The following is a 23,579-nucleotide window of genomic DNA, read 5'->3' as shown; positions in this document are numbered from 1 at the left end:
AAGGCAGGAGAAGACGGCAGTGGCGACCCTAGGAATGAGCGACACCGATAAGGCAGCGGTGGAGGCGTTCCGCCGCGACGTGGTGGACCCGTCGCGCACCAGCCTGGTCATCGTCGATTTCTGGGCGGAATGGTGCGGACCCTGCAAGCAGCTGACGCCGGTCATCGAAAAGGTGTGTGCCGAATATGCACCCAAGGGCGTGAAGCTGGTCAAGATCAACGTCGATGAGAATAAGTTCATCGCCGCCCAGTTCCGCGTGCAGTCCATCCCGACGGTCTATGCCGTGTTCCAGGGCCAGCCGGTCGCTGACCTGAGCCAGGCGCGGACCGAGGGGCAGCTCAAGCAATATCTCGACCAGTTGCTGGCGCAGCTGCCGATCGAATCGGACGAGAAGGCGCAGCTTGAGGAGATCGCGCCGCTGATCGAAATGGGTGAGGAACTGCTGGCCGGGGGAGAGCCTGACCGGGCGCTTTCCGTGTTCGAGCAGATCGGCCAGATGGTGCCGGACAATGCCGACGTCGCTTCCGGCCATGCACGCGCGCTGGTGGCGCTGGGACAGCTGGATGAGGCGGAGGCGGTGCTGGCCGCGCTGCCCGCCGATGTGGCGAAGGATCAGGCGGTCGACCGCGCTCGCGCCGCGATTACCCTGGCGCGGGATGCGAAGCCGGTTGCGGACTTGTCGGGGATCGAGGCGAAGGTTGCCGCCAACCCCGATGATCATGACGCGCGATTTGAACTGGCCGGTGGGTTGATGGCCAATGGCGATCGGGACCGGGCTGCCGAGGAGCTGCTGGAGATCGTCCGCCGCGACCGCGAATGGAATGAGGGCGCGGCCAAGGCGCAACTGCTCAAGCTGTTCGAGGCAACCGGCCTTGAGGACCCGTGGGTCGCGGGGCAGCGGCGCAAATTGTCGCAAATCCTCTTTTCCTGACGGCGCGGCCGGTGAACCGCGCGCGCGTCTCGATCTTTCCCTTGCCCGGAGCCTTGCTGCTGCCGGGCATGGACTTGCCGTTGCATATATTCGAGCCGCGCTACCGGGCCATGATCCACGATGCGATGGCGCGCGACCGGCGCATCGGCATGATCCAGCCGCGCGGGGAAGGGGCGAAGCCCGCGCTCTACGATGTCGGCTGCCTCGGCCGGATCAGCGAGTTCGAGCTTCTGGACGATGGCCGCTTCAACATCATCCTGGAAGGGCTGGCCCGTTTTCGGGTGATCCGCGAGCTCGACGTCACCACCGCCTTTCGCCAGATCGAGGCGGACGTGGAAGAGGTTGGCGAGGATGAGGTGCTCCATGCCGTCGAGCGTGCCGCCCTGGAACAGGAATCGCGGCGCTTTGCCGAAGCATTGGGCTATGTCGTCGATTGGACGGCGGTGTCACGGCTTGACGATACATCGCTGGTGAACGGCATTGCCCAGATCGCGCCTTTCGATCCGGCCGCCAAGCAGACTTTGCTGGAAGCGGACACTTTAAGCGAGCGATGCGATCGGATCATCCAGTTGATGCAGATCGTCGGCCGGATGGAGCCCGATGGCGGGGCGACGATGCAATGAGCAGCGGGCCTGATCCCTTTCTGTTGGCGAAGCTCGTCTGCCCGGTGACGCGGACGCCGCTCCGCTGGGATGGGGAGCGGAGCGAGCTGGTGTCGGAAGCTGCGGGGCTTGCCTTTCCGGTGCGCGATGGCGTGCCGGTGCTGGTGGTGCGCGAGGCGCGTTCGCTTTAAAGTGCTGTCATCCCAGCGGAGGCTGGGATTTCAGGAGAAGTCGTGCAGTGGGGCCTGAGACCCCAGCTTTCGCTGGGGTGACGGTCGGAGGGAAAAGGCCGGCTCCCATTTTGGAAACCGGCCTCCGTTCGCGACCCTCTGGCTTTTTAGAATTTGAAGTCCAGGCGCGCGTAATAATAGCCGCCGGAGGTGCCATAGGGGCCGTGCCCGTAATAGGCGTTGTAAGTGCCCGTGCCATTGACATAGGGCGACACGCCCGCGCCGGGGGTGACGCCCTGCATGAGGGCGGGGATTTCCGGCCGCTTGTCGAAGAGGTTGTTCGCGCCGATCGCGAAGGTCACATTGTCGGTGAAGTCGTAGCTTGCCTCCAGGTCGGTGATGGCCGCCGCTTTCACCACGCCGTTGAAGTAGAGCTGGTTGGCGTTGATGTTGGTGACTGGATTAAGCGCGCCATCGGCGATCAGGAAGCCGCCGTCGGGGATGAAGCCGCCCGCTGGCGTGAAGGCCGGGCGAACGAGGACGCTGGTCTTGCCGTAGAAGGTTTCACGCAGGTTGAGCGTGAAGCGGCCGCTTTTGAACAGCGCGTTGGCGACGATCTTATAGTCGGGATTGGAGCGTTCGATATTGCTTTCCGACGCTGCGTTGAAGATCGGGTAGCCGACCTTGTTGTTGGTGATCTTCGTCTTGTTGTAGTTCGCGGTCAGCGACAGGTTGAGCGAGCCGAAGTCCAGCGCGACCGGATAGCTGGCCGAAAAATCGAGGCCCCAGGTGCGGGTGTCGATGCCGTTGGTGAAGCTCGACACGCCGATCGTGCCGGACGTGAACAAGGCGCTGTCCAGAACGATACCTGCGGCGTTCAGGGCGTTGAGGATGTCGGCTCCCCCCGCCTGCGGAACCCCGTTCAGGACAGCATTGCGCGCCGCCGTTCCGGTGATGCGGTCCTTGATCTTGATGATGTAGCCATCAAGGGTGATTGCGAGCTTCGGCACGGGCCGCAACACGATGCCTGCCGAGAAGTTCTTCGACTTTTCGGGCTTCAGGGGGCCGAAGCCGAGCAGCTGGGCTGCGGGCGTGCCCGCGGGCAGCTGAGCCACCGCGCTGGTCGGACCCACGCTGATCGTCGAATATTTCTGTTCCGCGAGCGTCGGCGCGCGGAAGCCGGTGCTGACGGTGCCGCGCAGCGCGAAGGCGGGCGAGACGTCGTAGCGGGTCGTCGCCTTCCAGATCGCGGTGTCGCCGAAGTCGGTATAATCCTCATAGCGCCCGGCAAGGTCGACGCTCCAGCCGTTCACCGGTTCACCGATCAGGTTGGCGTAGACGGCTTTCGAACTGCGCTGATAATCGCCAGCGTCCGTTGCCTTGTAACCGGGGAAGGACTGAACGCCGGTCTTGTAGGTGGAGACGGCGTCGCCCTGAAGGATTTCATATTCATCCTTCCGATATTCGCCACCGAAAGCGAAGGTCAGCGGGCTCGCCATGCCCACTTCGAATTCCTTGCGGATGTCGGTGGTGATGGTCGTCTGCGCCAGCTTGAAGCCACCGTCATAGGCGCTGCTGGGCGTGATCGCCCGCGCTGCGCCGCCCGCGGCAAAGCTTTCCTGCCACAGTTCCCGGTGCGCCGACTGTTCGGTGTAGATGCTGTCCTTCTGGGCGCCATAGGTGCCGGAAATATCGTAGTTCCAGCCGCCGCCAAATTCACCCTTCGCGCCGATGGTGAAGCTATATTCGTCCTCCACCACATGCTGAAGCGGGACCATGCCGTAGATGCCGGTATCGCTGTAGCAGATGCCGGGATCATAGGGTGCGGGCGTCACGCTGCCGCCGAAGTTGCCGGGTTCGTAGCAGATGCGCTTGGGATGGCGGTAGCCTTGGCGAGCCCAGCCTTCGCGGCGGGCATAATCGCCGAAGCTGTAGAGTTCGACGCCGCCGAAATCATAGCCCATATTGTAGAAGCCGAGCGTCAGTTTCGTGCGTGGCTGGCCACCGTTGATGCCCGAAAGAGCGTCGCCAGCCAGGTTCGCCCATTGCGCAGGCGCATTGGTTTGCAGCGTGCCGTCGGCTCGGGTGACTTGCACCTGGCCTTCGCCGACCGTGGTGTAATCCTGCCGCCGGTGAAACAGCGTCAGGTTGAAGAAGCCGTCCTCGCCGAGCTTGAAACCCATATTGCCCGAGACGGAGAAAAGCTCGCCCTCGCTGTCATAATGCTGGCCGCCGGTGATCTTGAAGCTGCCGCCTTCGTCCTGATCCTTGAGGATGAAGTTGATGACGCCCGCGATCGCGTCGGTGCCGTAGACGGCGGCAGCGCCTTCCTGGAACACTTCGACGCGGGCGACGGAGTCCGGCGGGATGAGGTCGATGCTGGGCGCGGCCGAGCCCTGGAACGCGCCGGAAATCACCTGGAGGATGCCGTTGCCATGGCGGCGCTTGCCGTTGACCAGCACCAGCGTGTGATTGGGGCTGAGGCCCCGCAGCCGGGCGGACAGGGAGAAGCTGGAAAGATCCGTGCCCTGCGTCTGCGCGGTGAAGCTGGGGACGATTTGCGTCAGCACCTGATTGAGGTTGGGCTGGCCGACATGGCTGATCGCCTCTTCGCTCACCACCTGGATGGGCGCGGCGCTTTCGGCGGCCTGCATGCCCGTCGCGCGGGTGCCCGTGACGATGATCGCGCCGCCGTCGTCAGCCTGGGCTTCCTGCGGCGTTTCCTGTGCCATGGCGCAAGCAGACCATGAGGAAGCCAGAACAAGAGAAAGCCGGAATGCGGATAATCGTTTCATCTATTGCCCCCTGCTTATGCGTTATCGTGCAGTGGGAAAGACGAAGAGGTGGTGGTTAGCCGCTATTACAGCGCGCAATCATGCGATTGAGAAAGCTGCAACTTGCTTGCGCAATTTGCATGCAGGCTGTGTAGCGGATTTTCAGACGTGGTCCGTATTAGGATTGCTGACCTGGTCTTAGTCAGCATGTCGGGTGCGGGGAGAGGGTGAACCTCAGGATTTCAGCGCCGTCTCGATGAGGTCGCGTGCTTCCTTGCTGTTCCAGTCCATGGCTCCGACGACGCGCAGCATCTCCTTGCCCTGCCGGTCGTAGAGGACGGTGGTGGGAAGCATGCCGGTCGCATAGTGGAAGCCGAACTGATTTTCCGGATCGATGAAGCTTTTGAGGTGCGGCAGCCTGTGCTTGGCGAAGAAGGGCTTCACCACGCTTTCGCCCTGGCTGTCCTGCGAAATGGTGAGCACGGCGAGGCCCTTCGGCTCATAAGCCTTGGCTACGGCGTCGAGCGTCGGCATTTCCGCGACGCACGGCGCGCACCATGTGGCCCAGAGGTTCACGAGCACTGGCTTGCCCGCGAAATCCAGCAGGGTCGCGTCCGCGCCGTCGGCGCCTGCGAAGGCAAAATCCGGGGCAGGGGTGCCTGCCTTCGAGCGGTCGAGCGTGTAGCTGAAATCGCCCTTGGCGCTTTGCGGCGCGCCCATTGCCTCGCCGCTTGTCGGCGGGACTTGCGCGCTGCTATTGGCTTGATCTTGCCCCGCGCCCGGCGATTGCCTATCGCACGCGCCGAGGCCAGCCAGCAGGAGCAGAGTCATTACGCAGGGCAAGAACGATCGGGGCGGGGAAGATCGCAACGGGAGCTCCAACAGCATGTGGGGCGGACGCTTCGCAGCGGGCCCGGCTTCGGTCATGCGCGAGATAAATGCCTCCATCCCGTTCGACAAGCGATTGTGGAAGCAGGACATCGCAGGGTCGAAGGCGCATGTCGCGATGCTGGCCAAGCAAGGCATCGTTTCGGCCGACGACGCGGCGGCGATTGCCCAGGGGCTCGACACCATTGCGGTTGAATATGAAGCCAATGGCGTGCCGGTGAACCTGGACCTTGAAGATATTCACATGGTGACCGAGTCTCGCCTTGCCGAACTGATCGGCCCGGCGGCGGGGCGGCTGCATACGGCGCGGTCGCGCAATGATCAGGTGGCGACGGATTTCCGCCTGTGGGTGCGTGACGCCATCGATGAGGTCGAGGCGGGGCTGGATGCGTTGCAGCAGGCGCTGCTGGCGCGCGCGGAGGAGCATGCCGAGGCGGTGATGCCGGGGTTCACGCACCTTCAGTCCGCGCAGCCGGTGACGCTGGGTCATCATCTGATGGCCTATTATGAGATGATCCGCCGCGACCGCAGCCGCTTTGCCGATGCGCGCGCGCGGGCGAATGAATGCCCGCTGGGCGCGGCGGCGCTCGCAGGGACCGGTTTTCCGATCGACCGGCATGCGACGGCGGCGGCGCTGGGCTTTGCCAAGCCGACCGACAACAGCCTGGATAGCGTCAGCGACCGCGACTTCGCGCTCGATTATCTGATGGCGGCGACACAGTGCAGCCTGCACCTGTCGCGGCTGGCGGAAGAGTTCATCATCTGGGCGAGCCAGCCTTTTGGCTTCGTCAAGCTGCCCGACGCCTATTCGACCGGCAGTTCGATCATGCCGCAGAAGCGCAATCCCGATGCCGCCGAGCTGGTGCGCGGTCATGCCGGGCGGATCATGGGCTGCATGAATGCGCTTTGCGTCACGATGAAGGGCCTGCCGCTCGCCTATTCCAAGGACATGCAGGACGACAAGCCGCCGGTGTTCGAGGCGCATGATCTCCTCGGCCTGTCGATCGCGGCGATGACCGGGATGATCGAGACGGTGACGTTCCGTACCGATCGCATGCGCGGCCTCGCCGAGAGCGGCTTTGCCACGGCCACGGACTTGGCCGACTGGCTGGTGCGCGAAGCCAATGTGCCGTTCCGCGAGGCGCATCACATCACGGGCCGTGCCGTCGCGGCGGCGGAGAGCGTGGGCACGCCGCTCGCCGACCTGCCGATCGAGACGCTGAAGGCCATTGACGCCCGCATCGATGAGCGCATCTATGCGGTGCTGACGGTGGATGCGTCGGTCGCCAGCCGCAAGAGCCATGGCGGCACCGCGCCGGACCAGGTGCGCGCGCGCATTGCTGAGGCGCGGGAGGAGACGGCATGAGGATTGCCATAAGTCGGAACGTCGTCTTTGCCCTGCTGGCGCTCGGGCTCGCGGCCTGTGGCGGACGGCAGCCGTTGAAACCCATTGAAGGGCAGAAAATGCCAGCGGTGCCGGTCGGCGCTGCTGCCGCGCCCACCGCGCAGCAGCTGATGACGCCAACCATGCAGTCGCGGCCGGAACGGAGCGTCGACATTCTTTCGCAGTCGGAAGTGCGCAAGGACGATCCGTTCGACCTGCCGCCTGAAAACCAGCCCTGATACGCTTCGCTAGGACAGACAAGCCTTGGACCATTTCGATTATGTGAACGGCGCCATGCATGTGGAGCAGGTGCCGATGGCGGAGATCGCGCAGGCGGTCGGCACGCCCGTCTATATCTATTCGACCGCTACGCTGACGCGCCACGTCAATGTCTTTCGCGATGCCCTGTCACGGCTGGACGATCCGCTGATCGCCTTTGCCGTCAAGGCCAATCCCAATGGCGCCGTGCTGGCGACGCTGGCGAAGCTGGGGCTGGGCGCGGACGTGGTGTCGGGCGGCGAACTGCTGCGCGCGGTTGCCGCGGGGATTCCGGCCAGCCGCATCGTTTTTTCCGGCGTCGGCAAGACGGCGGAGGAAATGCGCCTTGCCCTTGACCATGGCATTTTCCAGTTCAACCTGGAGAGCGAGCCGGAAGCGGAGATGCTGTCCGAGGTGGCGTTGTCGATGGGGAAGAGGGCGCCGGTTGCCTATCGCATCAATCCTGATGTGGACGCGGGCACGCATGCCAAGATTTCGACCGGCAAGTCCGAGAACAAGTTCGGCATCCCCTATGACAGGGCGCTGGAAAGCTATGCCGCCGCGCGCGGCCTGCCGGGTCTGGATGTCCGGGGCGTCGCCGTTCACATCGGCAGCCAACTGACGGATCTTGCACCGCTTGAAGCAGCTTTCATCAAAGTCGGCGCGCTGATCGAGAAGCTGCGCGCCGAGGGGCATGATATCCGCACCGCCGATCTGGGCGGCGGACTTGGCGTTCCCTACGATCCCTCGCTTCCTGTTCCGCCGCTGCCGCAAGCCTATGGCGAGATGGTGACGCGGGTCACGCAGGGCTGGAATGTGCGGCTGATGTTCGAGCCGGGCCGGGTCATCGTCGGCAATGCAGGGGCGCTGCTGTCGCGGGTGGTGCGGGTCAAGCAGGGGGCGCAGGCGCCGTTCGTCATCGTCGATGCGGCGATGAACGACCTGATGCGGCCGAGCCTTTATGATGCGTGGCATGATATCCGTGCGGTGGATCCTTCGGGCGCGCGGGAGACCGCCAATGTGGTGGGGCCGGTGTGCGAGACGGGCGATACCTTTGCCATGCACCGTGACATGGACGTGGTGCAGGCAGGCGACCTGGTCGCCTTCATGACGGCGGGCGCTTATGGCGCGACCATGGCTGGAACGTATAACAGCCGCCCGCTGACGCCCGAGGTGCTGGTGTCCGGCGACAAATGGGCTGTGGTTCGCGCCCGCCCGCCGATCGAGGCGCTGATCGAGGCCGACATGATCCCCGATTGGGTGCAGGGCTGATGCAAAGCCTGCCCGTCTTCCTTGTGTTGAAGGGCAGGGCCGTCATCCTGACGGGGAAGGGCGAGGCGGCGGAGGCCAAGCGGCGGCTGCTGGAACGGGCGGGCGCGCGCGTCGTCGGCGAGGGTGAGGATGCGGGGATCGCGATCGTCGCGGATGGCGATGATGCGACGGTCGCGCGGCTGAAGGCGCGGGGCGTGCTGGTGAATGCGACCGACCGGCCGGAGCTTTGCGACTTCACCTTGCCCGCCATCATCGATCGGGAGCCTGTGTTGATCGCCATCGGCACGGGCGGGGCGTCGGCGGGACTGGCCAAGGCGCTGCGCCAGCGGATCGAGGCGCTTTTGCCGCAACGGCTGGGGGCGCTCGCCGCCGCGTTGTACGACGCGCGCGCCGCCATTCGAGCGCGCTGGCCCGATGCGAGCGCGCGCCGCCGGGCGATTGACGCCGGGCTGTCGGCGGGAGGGCTGATCGACCCGTTGCGCGAGGATGCCGCCGATGCGGTGCCGCGCTGGCTGGCGGAGCAGGGGGAGGCCGCGCCTTCCCGCCTGGTCGCGTTGCGTCTACTGTCGGGTGATCCCGATGAGCTGACGTTGCGCGCCGCCCGCCTGCTGGGGGAGGCTGACCGCATCTATCATGAGTCCCGCGTGCCGCCCGTGATCCTTGATCGCGCGCGCGCCGACGCCGTGCGCATCCCTGCCGACGCGCCGCCGCAAGCGCCGGGCGAGGGACTGTCGCTATGGCTGGAGATGCCGCGATGAGCCGGGTGTTCGTCTATAATGGCGACGGAGCCCGCGAAATCTCGCTCGACGAATTTTGCGCGCAGGCGGATCATGCGGCTTTCAGCTGGGTCCATGCCGATGGTTGGCGCGAGGATGCGCACGGCATCGTCTCGCGCTGCGACCATATGCCGCAGGCGGCGCTGTCGGCATTGCTGGCGCAGGAGACGCGGCCGCGCTGTACATTGATGGGGCATGGCGCGCTCATCAACCTGCGCGGCCTGGGCGCGGATGAGGGCGCGGGCGGCGATCCGCTGGTGTCGATCCGCCTGTGGGCCGAACATGCGCGGGTGATCACCGTCAGCTACCGCCCGCTCGCGGCGATGGAGCCGGTGGTGAAGCGCATGCTTGCCGGGGAAATCCGCGATCCGGGCGACCTCATCGCCGCCTTCGCGCAGGAAATCACCGAAGCGCTCGACCCGGAAGTCGCGCAGCTTGGCGATGATCTGGATGAGATTGAAAGCAGCCTGAGCGACAGCGGCGCGGCGGAAGTACGGCGGCAGGTATCGGAAATCCGTGCCTCGGCGATCAGCTACCGCCGCTTCATCTCGCCGCAGCGGCAGGCGCTGGAAAGATTGTCGGCGGCGGACGCGCCCTGGCTGCATCCCGACGACCGGCTGCATTTGCAGGAAGCGGCGGACCGCTGCGCGCGCATGGCCGAGGAATTGGAGGCGGTGCGGGAACGATCGGCGCTGGCGCATGAAGAGCTGACGGACCTGCGCGCCGAGCAGATGAACCGGCAAGCGCTGATCATATCCGTCGTGGCGCTGGTCTTCCTGCCTTTGACCTTCCTGACCGGCTTGCTGGGGATGAACGTCAACGGCATACCCTTCGCCCATGAGCGCTGGGCGTTTTGGGGCGTGGTCGCGGTCTGCGTGGTCATGGCGGTGGGGATCAGTGGCTGGTTCGCCGCGACGCGCTGGCTGAAGCGTTAGAGCAATTTCGAATTCGTTCGGGCTGAGCTTGTCGATAGAGGCCTTCGACGGGCTCAGGGCGAACGGGTTTTGGAAGGTGGTCTCTAAGGTGCGCGCGGCGTCACGCCCGGCCAGCGCTCAGCCTTGTGATCTCGTCATTCAGCGCCTGGATGGAAGACACCAGCCGTGCCCGGTCCGCTTGCAACAGCTGCAGGGCGTCGCGGGTTTCGCCGAGTTCCACGGCGCGGCGCGCGATGCGGGCGTCGAGTTCGGCATTGTGGCGGGTCAGCGCATTGATCTCGTCCGTGCGCTGGCAGAGCTGGCGGAGCCGCGCATCCAGGACGGCGAAGTCGAACGGCTTGGCGACATAATCGTCCGCACCCGCTTCCAATGCTTCGACGACGCTGCCGCTGTCCTGCCGCCCCGCGATCATCACGAAGCTTGCCTGACCCGACAGCCCGGCCGCGCGGATCTTCCTCATGGTAGCGATCGCCGACAGGATTTTGAGGCCCATGTCGATGAGGATGATGTCGGCGGGGCGCGCGAGAAGGCGATTCAGTGCAACGAAGCCGTTTTCAGCAAGTGCCACGTCATGATGGAGGTGGGAGAGGCGCCGCCCGATTACGGCGCGGGCCGTTTCGTCCTCGTCGATCAGCAGCAGCCTGCGACGGCGAAGCGGCCGTGCGCCTTCCGTCCTGGCGCTGTCGCTGCTGTCCATTGCCCTGAAGAACTGCATGGCGTGGATCTCCTCCACGGCTTGATCTAGGATAAGTGCGCAAAAAAATAGTTAATGCGTCTGTCAGGGATTCGGCGCTTCGGCATCGGGCGCATAGGCGCGCAGGAAACAATCCACCGCGAAGAACACATCGGCGTCGATCTGCTTGGCTTCAGGTGCATCTATCTCCCCCCAGATCATCTGTTGATGACAGCCCGAGAGCGTCAGCACCACCAGCGTCCGCGCGGCAAGCATGGCATCGGTCCGCCGCAACTGCCCCTTGTCCATCGCACCTTCAAGGAAACGGGCCAGCAGGTTGCGGGTGTAGAGCGGGGCCAGTTCATGGAAGATCGCGCCCATTTCGGGAAAGCGGCTCGCCTCTGCCGCGACCAGCCGATGCAGCGCTATCGCGTCCGGCGACGTTACTTTGCGCAGCAGATCGTGACTGAAGCGCAGCAGCGTCGGTTCAAGCTCGCCCCCGGTGTCGAGCAACTGGGCGAGGCTGGCATGATAGACCTTCGTCGCGTCGCGCAGGACGGCGGCGAACAATTCTTCCTTGCTCGGGAAATAGCTCCACAAGGTGCCCTTCGACCCGCCCAGTTCAGCGGCGATGGAGGACATGGTCGTTGCGGCATAACCAGTTTCGAGGAACGATCGCTTCGCAACGGCGATAATGGCGTCGCGGCGGTCGCGGCGACGGACTTCGCGGCGGGACAGGCAGGCAGTGTCGGTCGGGGCTGTCATAAAAGCGTACCATATAGTACGATAATTTGGTTGACAAGGTCATGCGGCAGGCGCAAAGGCGTTTTTCATACCACATGGTACGGTTTCCTATGTCTACACGTCGATCGATCCATCTCCTTCATGCTGGAAGCCTGACGGCGGCGGTGCTGGCGCTGTCCGCCTGCGCGGCTGTGCCGGACCTGGGCAAGGCGCCTGCGCCCCGGCCTGCATCCAGCATCGCCGCGTCGGAGACGCTCGGCCAGGGCACCGCGCTCTGGCCCGCCGACGGATGGTGGAAGGCCTATGGCGACTCGCAACTCGATGCGCTGATGGAGGAGGGGCTGGCGGGATCGCCCGACCTTGCCGCCGCCGCCGCGCGCTTCCGGCAGGCAAGTGCTGCTGCCCAGCAGGCCGGGGCTCCGCTTGCGCCTTCGCTCGATCTCAACGGTTCGGCCGCCGCGACGAAGCAGAGCTATAATATGGGTCTGCCGAAGGATTTCGTGCCCAAGGGCTGGCTGGGCACGGGTCAGGTCGCGCTGGACCTGAATTTCGATCTCGACCTTTGGGGCCGCAACCGGGCCGCGCTCGCTGCCGCGACGTCGGAAACGGAGGCCGCGCGCTTCGATGCGCAGCAGGCGCGGCTGGCGCTTACGACCGGCATCGGCGATGCGTATGCCGACCTTGCCCGCCTGTTTGATCAACGGGCGATCCAGGAACGCGCGCTCGCCATCCGCTCCGCGAGCCAGAAGCTGGTGGCGGATCGGCAGCGCAATGGGCTGGAAACGAAAGGCAGCGTGCGGCAGGCCGATGCGACGGTATCCGCAGCCCGCGCCGCGCTGGCAGGCATTGACCAGTCCATCGCTGTGCGGCGGCATCAGATCGCTGCTTTGATCGGTGCGGGGCCGGATCGCGGCCTTGCCATCACGCAGCCGCGTCTGGCTGCGCTGACTGGCTTGGGCCTGCCTGCCGATGTCACCACAAACCTGGTCGCACGCCGTCCCGATGTCGCCGCCGCGCTCGCGCGGACCGAAGCGGCGGCCAAGCGGATCAAGGTGGCGCGCGCGGATTTCTTCCCGGCCATTCGCTTGAGCGCCTTGGTCGGGGTGCAGTCGCTGGGGTATAATTCGTCGTTCACCGATCAATCGGCGACGGGCCCCCGATCGTTCGTCGACACGCTGTTCAGCAAGGATTCGCTGTTCGGCACGGTGGGCCCGGCGATCAGCTTGCCTATCTTTCATGGCGGCGAGCTGAGCGGCCGCTATCGGGGCGCGCGGGCGACCTTTGATGAAGCCGTCGCCAATTACGACCGGACCGTGCTGGGCGCCTATCGCGACGTGGCGGATGCCGTCACCGGCCGCCGCTTGCTGGAGCAGCGGCTGACCGAAGCACGGGCGGCTCTGGCCGCTTCGGAAGAAGCCTATGCGATTGCGCAGAAACGTTATCGCGGCGGGCTTTTCACCTTTCTCGACGTGCTGAATGTCGAGGATCAGCTGCTTTCCGCGCGTCAGTCCGTAGCGGAGCTGGAAGCGCTCACCTTTTCCACTGACATAGCCCTCATTCGCGCGCTGGGCGGCGGCTTCGCCTCCCGCGGCACCTCGTCCAAGGACCTGCCCAATGGCTGATGCAGCCCCCGAATTCACCGCCGATACCGCCAGCACAGACGCGGGCAGCGCCGACAAGAGCGCGCGGATGGAGCAGCGCAAGAAATGGCTGGTCCGCTTAGGCTTGGCCGTGCTGGTCATCGGCGCGATCTATGCGCTCTGGTATCTGCTGATCGGCCGCAATCATGTCAGCACCGACAACGCCTATGTGAATGCCGAGATCGCGCAGGTGACGCCACTCATTTCCGCGCAGGCCGTGGAAGTGCGGGTGACCGATACGCAGGCGGTGAAGCGCGGCGACATATTGGTGCGGCTCGACCCCACCAACGCGCGGATTGCCGTTGCGCAGGCGGAGGCTGACCTCGCCGAAGCGCGCCGCCGCTTCCGCCAGACTGCGGCCACCAGCACGTCGCTTTCCGCCCAGGTGCGGGCGCGTGGCGCTGACATAGCCCAGGCGAACGCCCAGCTTGCCGCTGCCCAGGCCGATTATGAAAAGGCGCGGGTCGACCTTCAGCGGCGCGAGGCGCTATCGCCCGAAGGCGCGGTCTCGGGTGAGGAAGTGACCAGCGCGCGCAAGGCGTTCGCTGCGGCGCGGGCCGGCCTGGAGCAGGCGCGCGCGGGCGTGGCGACGGCACGGGCGACGCAGGGCGCAGCCGAAGGGCAGCTTGCGGCGAACGACGCCCTTGTCAGCGGATCGACCATCGAGACGGACCCCGCCGTGCTTGCCGCCAAGGCGAAGCTGGAAAATGCGCGGCTTGACCTTGGCCGCACGATCATCCGCGCGCCGATCGATGGCGTCGTGACGCGGCGTCAGGTGCAGGTCGGCCAGCGCGTCGCGCAAGGGAACCCGATCATGAGCATCGTGCCGCTTGCCCAAGTCTATGTCGACGCCAATTTCAAGGAACGGCAGCTGCGGCAGGTCCGCGTCGGCATGCCCGCGACGGTGGTTGCGGATATTTATGGCGGGGATGTCGTCTATCATGGCAAGGTCGTCGGCTTTTCGGGCGGCACCGGATCGTCGCTGGCGCTGATCCCGGCGCAGAACGCGACCGGCAACTGGATCAAGGTAGTCCAGCGCCTGCCTGTGCGCATCGCGCTCGATCCGCGCGAACTCGCCGCACATCCGCTGCGCGTAGGCCTCTCGACCGAGGTCGAGATCGACCTGTCGCGCCATTGAGCACGGGCGCGTGACCGAGGCGGCCGAACGATTCTTCATGGACCCCCGGCGGCGGATGCTGGCGGGGTTCGTGCTGGCGCTGAGCAATTTCATGGTCGTGCTCGACCTGACGATCGCGAACGTATCGGTGCCGCATATCGCCGGTAATCTGGGCATTTCCCCTGACCAGGGCACATGGATCATCACATCCTATGCGGTGGCGGAAGCGGTCTGCGTGCCATTGACCGGCTGGCTGGCGCAGCGGTTCGGGACGGTGCGGCTCTTCATCGGGGGCATGATCGGCTTTGGCATCTTCTCGCTGCTCTGCGGCCTGTCGATGACGCTCGGCATGCTTGTCGTGTGCCGCATCGGCCAGGGGCTGTGCGGCGGGCCGTTGATGCCGATGTCGCAGACCCTGCTGATGCGCATTTTTCCGCCCGAGCAGCGCGGAAGGGTGATGGGGCTTTGGGCCATGACGACGCTCGCCGGGCCAGCCTTGGGGCCGATCATCGGCGGCTATATCAGCGACAATTGGAGCTGGCACTGGATCTTCTTCATCAACCTGCCGATCGCCGTGCTGTGCGTTTTCGCAGCGATGGTGCTGCTCGCTCCAGCCGAAACGGAGCGCAAGAAGCTGCCGATCGATTATATCGGCCTTGCCCTGCTGATATTCTGGATCGGCTGTCTCCAGATCATGCTGGATACCGGCCGCGACCATGATTGGTTCGCCGATCCCATGATCCTGACGCTGGCCGTGCTGGCGGGCATCGGCTTCCTCGTCTTCATCATCTGGGAGTTGACCGAGGAGCATCCGATCGTCGACCTGCGCGTGTTCCGCCATGTCGGCTTCACATCGGGGGTGCTGACATATTCGCTCTGCTTCGGGGCCTATTTCGCGGGGATCGTCATCATTCCCCAATGGCTCCAGATATCGATGGGCTACACCGCCGTCTGGGCTGGGATCGTCACGGCCTTCACCGCCATGACGTCCATTCTTGTCGCGCCGCTGGCGGGGCGCGCGGTCAGCAAAGTGGATGTGCGCATCCTGATATCGGCGTCTGTCGCGTGGATGGGCATGGTCACGATGTGGCGCGCCGGGTGGACGAGCGGAGCTGATTTCTGGACGCTTTCGCTGCCGCAGGTCGTGCAGGGGCTGGCGATGCCCTTCTTCATCATTCCGCTCACGACGCTGACGCTGGGTTCGGTCAATCCGGAAGAGACGGCATCAGCGGCGGGCATGCAGAATTTCCTGCGCACCATGGCCGTGGCGATCTCAACCTCCGTCGTCCTCACAGGCTGGGGCAATGGCCAGCGAACAGCGCGCAATGAAATGGTGTCGGCTCTCGCCCCCGATGTGGGTTCGCGGCTCTCCGGAACGGGACTTTCGCCCGAGCAGACGCCGCAAATGCTCGCCAATCTGGTTGATCAGCAAGCGACGGTATTGTCGATGAACCATGTGTTCTTCATCGCATCCTTGATCCTGTTCGTGGCAGCCGCGCTGGTCTGGGTCGCGCCGAAGCCGGTGGCGCGCGTGGACATGTCGGCGGCGCATTAAGGCAGGCTGATCTCCCGATCGATGCCGATGGCGCGCAGGAAGGCCGGGTCGTGGCTGACCACGATCAGCGCGCCGTCATAGCCAAGCAGGCCCTGTTCGATCGCCGCGATGCTGTCCAGGTCGAGATGGTTGGTCGGCTCGTCCAGCATCAGCAGCGGCGGCGGCATCGCGCCGCCCAGCACGCAGGCGAGCCCCGCGCGCAGCAGCTGCCCGCCGCTGAGGCTCCCGGCCTTTTGCAGGGCAAGGTCGGCGCGGAACCGGAAGCGGGCAAGGGCGGCGCGTACCTCATTATGGGTGGCGTCCGGATGCAGGCGCGCGAAATTGTCCGCGATGCTGGCGGCCGGATCGAGCAGCTCCACCTTCTGGTCCAGCAGCGCGCAGGCCACGTGCCGGTCGACCTGTCCGGACAGTGGCGGAAGGCTGCCCGCGATCACATGGAGCAGCGTGGATTTGCCCGCGCCATTGGGGCCGACGATCGCGATGCGTTCCGGGCCGTTGACGGTGAAGGACAGCCCCTTGACGATCGGTGCGTTGGGGTCATGCCCCGCGGTGACATGATCGAGCGTTACGATCCGCTGCCCCGGCAGCACAGCGGTGGAGGGGAGGGCGACCGTCAGGCTTTCGACCACTTCGATCTGTTGACGGGCGGCTTCCGCTGCCTGTTCCGACTCGCGGCGCAGGCGCTCGGCCAGGCGGGCTGCTTCGCCGCCTGACCCTTCCGCCCGATCTTTCCGCATCCCGATCAGGATGCGCGGCATGTCGCCCTTCGCGCCCTTGCGGGCTCCTGCGGCGTCGCGGCGCTGCTTGCGCTCGGTAGCGATCTGGGTGCGCTTGGCGATTTCCTTTTGGTGCCGTTGGGCATTGGCGAGGTCCTGCTCGGCAGCGGCCAGTTCCACTGCCTTGCGTGCCTGCCAGGAGGAGAAATTGCCGCCATGGCGGCTGATGCCGAGCGTCGTCAGTTCGGCGATCGCCTCCATTTCCTCCAGCAGCGCGCGATCATGGCTGACGATGATCGCACCCGCGCGCCAGCGTGCGAGCAGGGCGATCAGCGCGGCCCGGCCATCGGCGTCGAGATTGTTGGTCGGCTCGTCCAGAAGCAGGAAATCGGGCCGGGCGAAGACCACGCCGGCAAGCGCCGCCCGCGTCCGCTGCCCGCCCGACAATTGGCTGAGCGGCGTTTCGGGCAAGGCTTCGAGGCCGGTGTCCGCCAGAGCCTCCTCAATGCGGGATGGCAGCGTCCAGTCGCATGCTTCCAGCTCGGCCATGTCAGCCTCGCCGCTTTCGGCCTTGGAAAGGAGCGCCATCGCTTGGGCCACGCCGAACAGATCGGCGATGGTCTCGCCAGGCGCGACCTGTACCGTCTGGCGCAGTTCGGCGATGGTCCCGTCCCGTTGAATGCTGCCGCTGGTGGGCTTCAGCCTGCCGGAAATGAGGGCGAGCAGCGTCGATTTGCCGACGCCATTGCGTCCGACAAGGCCAATCCGCTCAGGAGTGAAACGAAAATCTATGTCCGAAAGGACGGTTGTCCCGTCAGGCGCGGACCAGCTGATGTGCGATAATGTGATCGAAGGCATGGGCAAAAATCTCGCTGAAAGCAAAGCGTTGGGGCTGTGCGATCAGGTTGATGTCCATGATGTCGATCCTCCGAATATTGGTCTGCAGCGGTACAGCAGGTGCGGCGCGCAGGCAACCTTGCCGCGCTCGCCCGATTGACGCGGCGCAGCATCGCCGTCACTGAAAGGGCAAAAGGGTCGGGGTCCACATGCGAATCGTCATCATCGATGACAGCGGCCTGCGCGCGACGGTACTCGAAGAAGGACTGCGCGAGGCGGGCTATGACGATATCCACATCGTTCCCCCGCGCGGCGGCTTCGTCGCGCGGCTGGAGCGCATGGCGCCCGACGTCGTGCTGATGGACCTGGGCAGCCCCAGCCGCGACATGCTGGAGGAAATGCTGTCGGTCAGCCGTGCGCTGGCCCGGCCGATCGCGATGTTCGTCGACCAGTCCGACGAATCGATGATCGGCGCGGCGATCGATGCGGGCGTGTCCGCCTATGTCGTCGATGGCCTGCGCAAGGAACGGGTGAAGCCGGTGCTGGAACTGGCCGTGCGTCGCTTCAACGCCTTCGCCAAGCTGCAAACGGAACTGGACGAGGCGCGCACGGCGCTGTCCGACCGCAAGATCATCGACCGCGCCAAATCCATATTGATGAGCCAGCGTGGCATTAGCGAGCCGGACGCCTATGCGCTGCTGCGATCGGGCGCGATGAACCAGGGGAAGAAGATCGTGGATGTCGCCCAGGCCCTGATCACCGCCAGCGACCTGTTGGGAGGAGGGTTATGACGACGTCCCTGCGCATCGCCTATCTGCCGCTGACCGACTCCGCCGTGCTGGCGGTGGCGCGGGAAAAGGGCTTTGCGGAAGAGGAGGGTATCGCCCTTGACCTCGTCCGCGCGACCAGCTGGGCGACTTTGCGCGACCGGTTGGTGTTCGGGCAGGTGCAGGCCGCCCACATGCTGGCGCCGCTCGCCATCGCGGTGACGCTGGGGTTGAGCCAGCAACCCGCGCCGCTGGCCGCGCCCTACAAGCTCAACGTCAACGGCAATATGCTGGTGATGGCGCGCGAATTCGCGCAGGCGCTCGACCCCGATGTGGTCGCGCGGCTCGACGATCCGCTGGGCACGGCGCATGATTTCGCCGCCGCCATTGGCCTCTGGAAGCGCAAGCCGGTAATCGGCGTCGTCCACCGCTTTTCCAGCCATGCGGTCATGCTGCGTTATTGGCTGGCAAGCGCTGGCGTCGATCCGGACCGCGACGTGCTGCTGCGCGTGGTGCCGCCGTCGCTGACCGTGGAGGCGATGCGCGCGGGTGAGATTGACGGCTTCATTGCGGGCGAGCCATGGGGCAGCGCGGCGGTGGACGCGGGCCTTGCCGAAGCGGTGGCGATCGGCGAGCGGATCTGGCGGCGCGGGGTGGAAAAGGTGCTGGCTTTCCGCACGCCCTGGCTGGAGGAAAATCCGCAGGCCGTCGATGCGCTGATCCGCGCGCTGGTGCGGTCGGCGGCTTGGTGCGACGATCCGGCCAATCATGAGGCGTTGGCGCACCTGCTGTCCCAGCCGCATCTCGTCGACCAGCCTGCCGATGTGATCGGGCGGGCACTATCGGGGCGCATCACCGCGCGGGCGGATATGCCACCGGTGGATATGCCCGATTTCCTGCTCTTTTCGCGGGAGGCTACGCCGTTTCCGTGGCGCAGTCAGGCGCTATGGCTCTATTCGCAGCTCGTGCGGTGGAAGATGGTTGAGCACACAGCGGAAAATTCCGCCAAGGCCGGGTCCGTGTTCCGCCCCGACATATTCCGGCGGGCACTGGCGGACAGCAATGTGCCGATACCCGGCGCAAGCATGAAGGTGGAGGGCGCTGTCGCCTCGCCATTGGCAGTGGGATCGAAGCGCGGCGAATTGACGTTGGGGCCTGATCGCTTCTTCGACGGGCGGGTGTTCGATCCTGAGCGGATCGAGGATTTTCTCGCGAGTTTCTAAATGCTCCATCCCCATCCTTATTGGGGAGGATTTGAAGCCGATGAACGACGAAAAATTGTGCCTTGCAACATGAAACGAATCATCGGATAAGATAAGGGTCGCGCGACGATGCGCGTTTATGGATGAGCCTGCCCAAAGAGGGTGCACGCTCTCCTCAGCATTATTTTGCAGCAAAGCCGCTGGCCGGATGTCGTGAAAGCGATCGTCCGGAGAGCGGCTTTTTTTATGTCCATTTCACTTAGATTGAAGGACTTGCATCATGGCAACTGCTTATTGGGACCGCGACAAAAGCGGTGAGGGGGAAGCGGGTTCGACCAGCTTCTGGAAAGCTGGTCACACGCCGACGCTGATCGCTGCCTTTCTGTATTTCGACCTTGCCTTCATGGTGTGGGTGCTGCTGGGGCCACTCGCCCCGTCGATCTCCAAGACATTGGGTCTGACGCCTGCTGAAAAGGGGTTGATGGTCGCGGTGCCGACGCTTGCGGGCGCGCTGCTGCGGGTGGTGAACGGCCTGCTGGTCGACCGAATCGGGTGCAAGCAGGCGGGGGCAATCAGCCAGGTCATCGTGATCCTGGGCCTCTTCACCGCCTGGTTCATGGGCGTCAACAGCTTCGGCGGCACGCTGGCGCTGGGTGTGATCCTGGGCTTTGCAGGCGCAAGCTTCGCCATCGCGCTGCCGCTGGCCAGCCGTTGGTATCCGCCTGAACATCAGGGGAAGGCCATGGGCCTTGCGGGCATGGGCAATTCGGGCACGGTGCTGGCGTCGCTCTTCGCGCCGATCCTGGCCAAGCTGTTCGGCTGGAACGCTGTGCTCGGCCTCGCCTGCATCCCGCTGACCATCGTGTTCGTCCTCTATATGATGATGGCGAAGAATGCGCCCAACGCGCCTGCGCCCAAGAAGCTGGTGGATTATTTCCAGCCGCTGAAGAGCGCGGATGCCTGGTGGCTGATGGGCTTTTATTCGGTGACCTTTGGCGGTTTCGTCGGCCTTGCCGCGAGCTTGCCAATCTACTTCACCGATCAGTTCGGGCTGACGCCGATCACCGCAGGCTATTGCACTGCCGGTTGCGTGTTCGCCGGATCGCTGGTCCGTCCGATGGGCGGCGCGCTGGCCGACCGGATCGGCGGCGTAAAGGCGCTGATGATGGTCTATATCGCCGCCGCTCTGGCGCTGGCGGCTGTATCCTACGCTGACACGCTGGTTTCGGCGCTTGGCTTCTTCGTCGCGGCGATGCTGGCGCTGGGTGCCGGCAACGGATCGGTGTTCCAACTGGTGCCGCAGCGCTTCCAGGCGGAAATCGGCGTGATGACGGGCCTGGTCGGCATGGCGGGCGGCATTGGTGGATTTTACCTCGCTTCGTCGCTGGGGATCGCCAAGCAGTTCACCGGCAGTTTTGCGCCGGGCTTCCTGATCTTCGCGGGGCTTTGCGTGGTGGCCTTCCTTGGCATCTCGATGGTTCGTGCGCGGTGGCGGGCGACCTGGAGCAGCGGCGCGCGCATCTGATCAGAAATTGATTGGAGAGGGAGGCGGCGGCACTCGGAAGAGGAGCCGCCGCCCTTTGTTTCAGTGCGAACGGGTAGAAGTGTTCTGGGATTTCGAGTGAAAGTTTCTCCCGAATCACCTTGACCCCATTTTCCATTCATCTATGCTGCACTGCGAAGGACAAGGTTGTCCTCAACTGACATAGCTGCGGTGATCCACGGACGGATCGTCAAAGCGTGAATGATGGCAAAGCCGCCATCCAGACCTCTGGGTTCAAAGCCCAGGGGTCCGGATGGCGGCTTTTTTATTGTCTGGAGTCAAGGGATGGATTTTCAGAACAACGCCGGACCGGAGACGGCCAACGAAGAGGATATCTTCGTGCCGTCGGAGGATGTTCGCGAACATCTGGTGGTTGTTGGCAACGGCATGGCCGGTTGCCGCGCGGTCGAGGAACTGTTGGCACGGGATGCAGGGCGTTATCGCGTCACCATCTTCGGCGCAGAGCCTTATGTGAACTATAATCGCATCATGCTCTCGCCGGTTCTGGCTGGTGAGAAGAGCTTCGATGACATCATCATCAACAGCCGCGAATGGTATGACGACAATCAGATCGAACTGATCGCGGGTGATCCGGTGACGGGCATCGACCGCACCGCCAAGACCGTCACGAGCCAGTCGGGTCGCACTGTTGGCTATGACAAGCTGCTGATCGCAACGGGTTCCGACCCGTTCATCATCCCGGTTCCGGGCAAGGACCTGCCCGGCGTCATCAGCTTCCGCGACATGAAGGATGTCGACACGATGCTGGAAGCCGCTGGGAAGGGCGGCAATGCAGTGGTGATCGGCGGTGGCCTGCTCGGTTTGGAAGCGGCGCACGGCCTCACCCTGCGCGGCATGAAGGTGACGGTCATCCATCTCATGGACACGCTGATGGAACGTCAGCTGGACGAAGCGGCGGGCTGGTTGCTCAAGACCGCGCTGGAAGGCCGGGGCCAGACCATCCTGACCGGCGCCAACACCGAATCCATCTATGGCGACGGCAAGGTGGAAGGCGTCCGCCTGAAGGACGGCACCGAAATCCCCGCGAGCCTGGTCGTCATGGCGGTGGGCATCCGCCCTTCGACCGCTCTGGCGCGCGAAGCTGGCCTCGACGTCAATCGCGGCATCAAGGTCGATGACCATATGGTCACCAGCGACCCCGATGTGCTGGCGGTCGGCGAATGCGTCGAGCATGACGGCAATGTCTACGGCCTCGTCGCGCCGCTCTGGGACATGTGCCGCAGCCTGGCTGATGGGCTGACCGACCAGCACACGGGCTACAAGGGCTCCGTCACCTCAACCAAGCTCAAGGTCGCCGGTCTGGACGTCTTCTCCGCCGGTGATTTCTCGGGCGGCGAGGGTTGCGAGGATATCGTGCTGCGCGACGCATCACGCGGCGTCTACAAACGCGTCGTGGTCAAGGATGACAAGGTCATTGGCGCGGTCCTTTATGGCGACACGGCGGATGGCGGCTGGTATTTCGACCTGCTGAAGCGCGAGGAAGATGTCGGCGAAATCCGCGACCTGCTGATCTTCGGTCAGGCCTTCGCCTCTGGAGGAGGCGCGCTGGACCCTAAGGCGGCCGTTGCGGCGCTCTCGGACGATGCCGAGATCTGCGGCTGCAACGGCGTCAGCAAGGGCCAGGTCGTGGGTTGTATCGAAAAGGGCGCATGCAGCCTGGATGCGGTGCGCGCCACCTGCAAGGCTTCGGCCAGCTGCGGTTCGTGCACTGGTCTGGTCGAGAATTTGCTGGCGGTGGTGCTGGGCGATGACGTCCAGTCGGGTCCCAAGACGATGTGCAAATGCACCAGCTTCGGCCATGACGATGTCCGCCGCGAGATCGTCGCGCAGAATATGCGCTCGATCCCCGAGGTGATGCAGAAGCTGCACTGGTCGACGCCGGACGGCTGCTCTTCCTGCCGTCCCGCGCTCAATTACTATCTGCTCTGCGCGCTGCCGGGCGAATATGTCGATGACCAGCAGAGCCGTTTCGTCAACGAACGCATGCACGCCAACATCCAGAAGGACGGCACCTATTCGGTCGTCCCGCGCATGTGGGGTGGCCTGACCAACCCCAAGGAACTGCGCGCGATCGCTGACGTGGTCGAGAAATATGATGCGCCGATGGTGAAGGTCACGGGCGGTCAGCGTCTGGATATCTTCGGCATCAAGAAGGAAGATCTGCCCGCCGTCTGGGCCGATCTGAACGCGGCCGGAATGGTGTCGGGTCACGCTTATGGCAAGTCGCTGCGCACGGTGAAGACCTGCGTGGGTTCGGAATGGTGCCGCTTCGGCACGCAGGACTCCACCGGCCTTGGCGTCAAGACGGAGCGGATGACCTGGGGGTCGTGGATGCCCCATAAGTTCAAGATCGCCGTATCGGGCTGCCCCCGCAACTGCGCGGAGGCGACGATCAAGGACTTTGGCGTGGTCTGCGTGGACTCGGGCTATGAACTGCATGTCGGCGGCAATGGCGGCATTCATGTCCGCGCCACCGATCTGCTCTGCAAGGTTTCGACCGAGCAGGAAGCGCTCGATTATTGCGCCGCCTTCACCCAGCTCTACCGCGAGGAAGCGCGCTATCTGGAGCGCACCGCGCCCTGGATCGAGCGCGTCGGGGTCGACTATGTGAAGCAGCGCATCGTCGAGGACGACGCAGGCCGCGAGGCTCTGCGCGCACGCTTCCTCTATTCGCAGAGCTTCAGCCAGGAAGATCCCTGGGCGCAGCGCGCCGCCGGTGCGGAAAGCGAATTGCACCAGCACCTTGAACCCATTGCCATCGCTGCGGAGTGACA

20 protein-coding genes are annotated in these 23,579 nt (G+C 64.6%); 15 read left to right on the top strand and 5 right to left on the bottom strand.

The annotated features are described in order from the left end of the window. Positions 1–19 precede the first annotated feature (19 nt). Genes SPHS8_RS08305 through SPHS8_RS08295 form a run of 3 tightly spaced genes read left to right on the top strand, consistent with a single transcriptional unit; the run spans position 20 to position 1,724 of the window. Positions 20–931: a tetratricopeptide repeat protein gene (locus SPHS8_RS08305; RefSeq protein ID WP_201515079.1), complete on the top strand. Its 912-nt coding sequence runs from the start codon at positions 20–22 to the stop codon at positions 929–931. Between the two features lie 11 nt (positions 932–942). After that, complete coding sequence (locus tag SPHS8_RS08300) at positions 943–1,554, top strand: LON peptidase substrate-binding domain-containing protein (protein WP_097090879.1); 612 nt, start codon at positions 943–945, stop codon at positions 1,552–1,554. Continuing rightward, positions 1,551–1,724: a Trm112 family protein gene (locus tag SPHS8_RS08295; protein WP_097090880.1), complete on the top strand. Its 174-nt coding sequence runs from the start codon at positions 1,551–1,553 to the stop codon at positions 1,722–1,724. Before SPHS8_RS08300 ends, SPHS8_RS08295 begins: the two co-directional genes overlap by 4 nt. Positions 1,725–1,870: 146 nt before the next feature. Here SPHS8_RS08295 and SPHS8_RS08290 read toward each other — a convergent pair whose 3' ends face one another. Both SPHS8_RS08290 and SPHS8_RS08285 read right to left on the bottom strand, forming a co-directional pair. Continuing rightward, entirely contained in the window at positions 1,871–4,498 is a 2,628-nt protein-coding gene (locus tag SPHS8_RS08290) for a TonB-dependent receptor plug domain-containing protein (RefSeq protein ID WP_201515078.1), read from the bottom strand. Between the two features lie 213 nt (positions 4,499–4,711). Then, a complete protein-coding gene (locus SPHS8_RS08285) occupies positions 4,712–5,308 on the bottom strand; it encodes a TlpA disulfide reductase family protein (protein ID WP_201515077.1) in 597 nt (198 codons plus the stop codon). Between the two features lie 55 nt (positions 5,309–5,363). Between SPHS8_RS08285 and argH the strand changes: the two genes are divergently transcribed. The 5 genes from argH to SPHS8_RS08260 are packed head-to-tail and all read left to right on the top strand — an operon-like array spanning position 5,364 to position 9,990. Next, the gene (gene argH, locus SPHS8_RS08280) at positions 5,364–6,731 is read left to right on the top strand and encodes an argininosuccinate lyase (protein WP_201515076.1); all 1,368 of its coding nucleotides are present in this window, start codon (positions 5,364–5,366) and stop codon (positions 6,729–6,731) included. After that, on the top strand, positions 6,728–6,988 hold the full coding sequence (locus tag SPHS8_RS08275; RefSeq protein ID WP_201515075.1) for a hypothetical protein: 261 nt from the start codon (positions 6,728–6,730) through the stop codon (positions 6,986–6,988). Before argH ends, SPHS8_RS08275 begins: the two co-directional genes overlap by 4 nt. Before the next feature lie 25 nt (positions 6,989–7,013). Next, on the top strand, positions 7,014–8,279 hold the full coding sequence (lysA, locus tag SPHS8_RS08270) for a diaminopimelate decarboxylase (protein ID WP_201515074.1): 1,266 nt from the start codon (positions 7,014–7,016) through the stop codon (positions 8,277–8,279). After that, positions 8,279–9,037, top strand: a complete 759-nt coding sequence (locus SPHS8_RS08265; protein ID WP_201515073.1) for a precorrin-2 dehydrogenase/sirohydrochlorin ferrochelatase family protein — start codon at positions 8,279–8,281, stop codon at positions 9,035–9,037. The genes lysA and SPHS8_RS08265 overlap by 1 nt, the downstream gene beginning before the upstream one ends. Then, the gene (locus SPHS8_RS08260) at positions 9,034–9,990 is read left to right on the top strand and encodes a zinc transporter ZntB (RefSeq protein ID WP_201515479.1); all 957 of its coding nucleotides are present in this window, start codon (positions 9,034–9,036) and stop codon (positions 9,988–9,990) included. Before SPHS8_RS08265 ends, SPHS8_RS08260 begins: the two co-directional genes overlap by 4 nt. 100 nt (positions 9,991–10,090) lie before the next feature. Here SPHS8_RS08260 and SPHS8_RS08255 read toward each other — a convergent pair whose 3' ends face one another. Beyond that, positions 10,091–10,705, bottom strand: coding sequence for a response regulator transcription factor (locus SPHS8_RS08255; RefSeq protein ID WP_201515072.1), 615 nt, complete (start codon positions 10,703–10,705; stop codon positions 10,091–10,093). 63 nt (positions 10,706–10,768) lie between these two features. Further along, positions 10,769–11,428: a TetR/AcrR family transcriptional regulator gene (locus SPHS8_RS08250; protein WP_201515071.1), complete on the bottom strand. Its 660-nt coding sequence runs from the start codon at positions 11,426–11,428 to the stop codon at positions 10,769–10,771. An 89-nt stretch (positions 11,429–11,517) separates the two neighbouring features. Between SPHS8_RS08250 and SPHS8_RS08245 the strand changes: the two genes are divergently transcribed. The 3 genes from SPHS8_RS08245 to SPHS8_RS08235 are packed head-to-tail and all read left to right on the top strand — an operon-like array spanning position 11,518 to position 15,719. Beyond that, a complete protein-coding gene (locus tag SPHS8_RS08245) occupies positions 11,518–13,029 on the top strand; it encodes an efflux transporter outer membrane subunit (protein ID WP_201515478.1) in 1,512 nt (503 codons plus the stop codon). Then, positions 13,022–14,185, top strand: coding sequence for an EmrA/EmrK family multidrug efflux transporter periplasmic adaptor subunit (locus SPHS8_RS08240; protein ID WP_201515070.1), 1,164 nt, complete (start codon positions 13,022–13,024; stop codon positions 14,183–14,185). The genes SPHS8_RS08245 and SPHS8_RS08240 overlap by 8 nt, the downstream gene beginning before the upstream one ends. A gap of 37 nt (positions 14,186–14,222) precedes the next feature. After that, on the top strand, positions 14,223–15,719 hold the full coding sequence (locus SPHS8_RS08235) for a DHA2 family efflux MFS transporter permease subunit (protein ID WP_201515477.1): 1,497 nt from the start codon (positions 14,223–14,225) through the stop codon (positions 15,717–15,719). On the opposite strand, the gene SPHS8_RS08230 is transcribed toward SPHS8_RS08235, so the two are convergent. Then, on the bottom strand, positions 15,716–17,293 hold the full coding sequence (locus SPHS8_RS08230; protein WP_201515069.1) for an ABC-F family ATP-binding cassette domain-containing protein: 1,578 nt from the start codon (positions 17,291–17,293) through the stop codon (positions 15,716–15,718). The genes SPHS8_RS08235 and SPHS8_RS08230 overlap by 4 nt on opposite strands. A gap of 188 nt (positions 17,294–17,481) precedes the next feature. On the opposite strand from SPHS8_RS08230, the gene SPHS8_RS08225 reads away from it, so the two are divergent. From SPHS8_RS08225 to nirB, 4 genes are all read left to right on the top strand, one after another. Continuing rightward, complete coding sequence (locus SPHS8_RS08225; protein WP_097090892.1) at positions 17,482–18,063, top strand: ANTAR domain-containing response regulator; 582 nt, start codon at positions 17,482–17,484, stop codon at positions 18,061–18,063. Then, on the top strand, positions 18,060–19,262 hold the full coding sequence (locus tag SPHS8_RS08220) for a CmpA/NrtA family ABC transporter substrate-binding protein (RefSeq protein WP_201515068.1): 1,203 nt from the start codon (positions 18,060–18,062) through the stop codon (positions 19,260–19,262). The genes SPHS8_RS08225 and SPHS8_RS08220 overlap by 4 nt, the downstream gene beginning before the upstream one ends. Positions 19,263–19,521: 259 nt before the next feature. Then, positions 19,522–20,766, top strand: a complete 1,245-nt coding sequence (locus SPHS8_RS08215; protein WP_201515067.1) for a nitrate/nitrite transporter — start codon at positions 19,522–19,524, stop codon at positions 20,764–20,766. Between the two features lie 303 nt (positions 20,767–21,069). Then, a complete protein-coding gene (gene nirB / locus SPHS8_RS08210) occupies positions 21,070–23,577 on the top strand; it encodes a nitrite reductase large subunit NirB (protein WP_201515066.1) in 2,508 nt (835 codons plus the stop codon). The last annotated feature ends 2 nt before the right edge of the window (positions 23,578–23,579 follow it).

The organism is Sphingobium sp. S6 (assembly GCF_905120495.1).
Taxonomy (GTDB): Bacteria; Pseudomonadota; Alphaproteobacteria; order Sphingomonadales; family Sphingomonadaceae; genus Sphingobium; species Sphingobium agri.
Note: the sequence above shows the minus strand (reverse complement) of the source record. Positions and strands in the feature narration are given on the sequence as shown.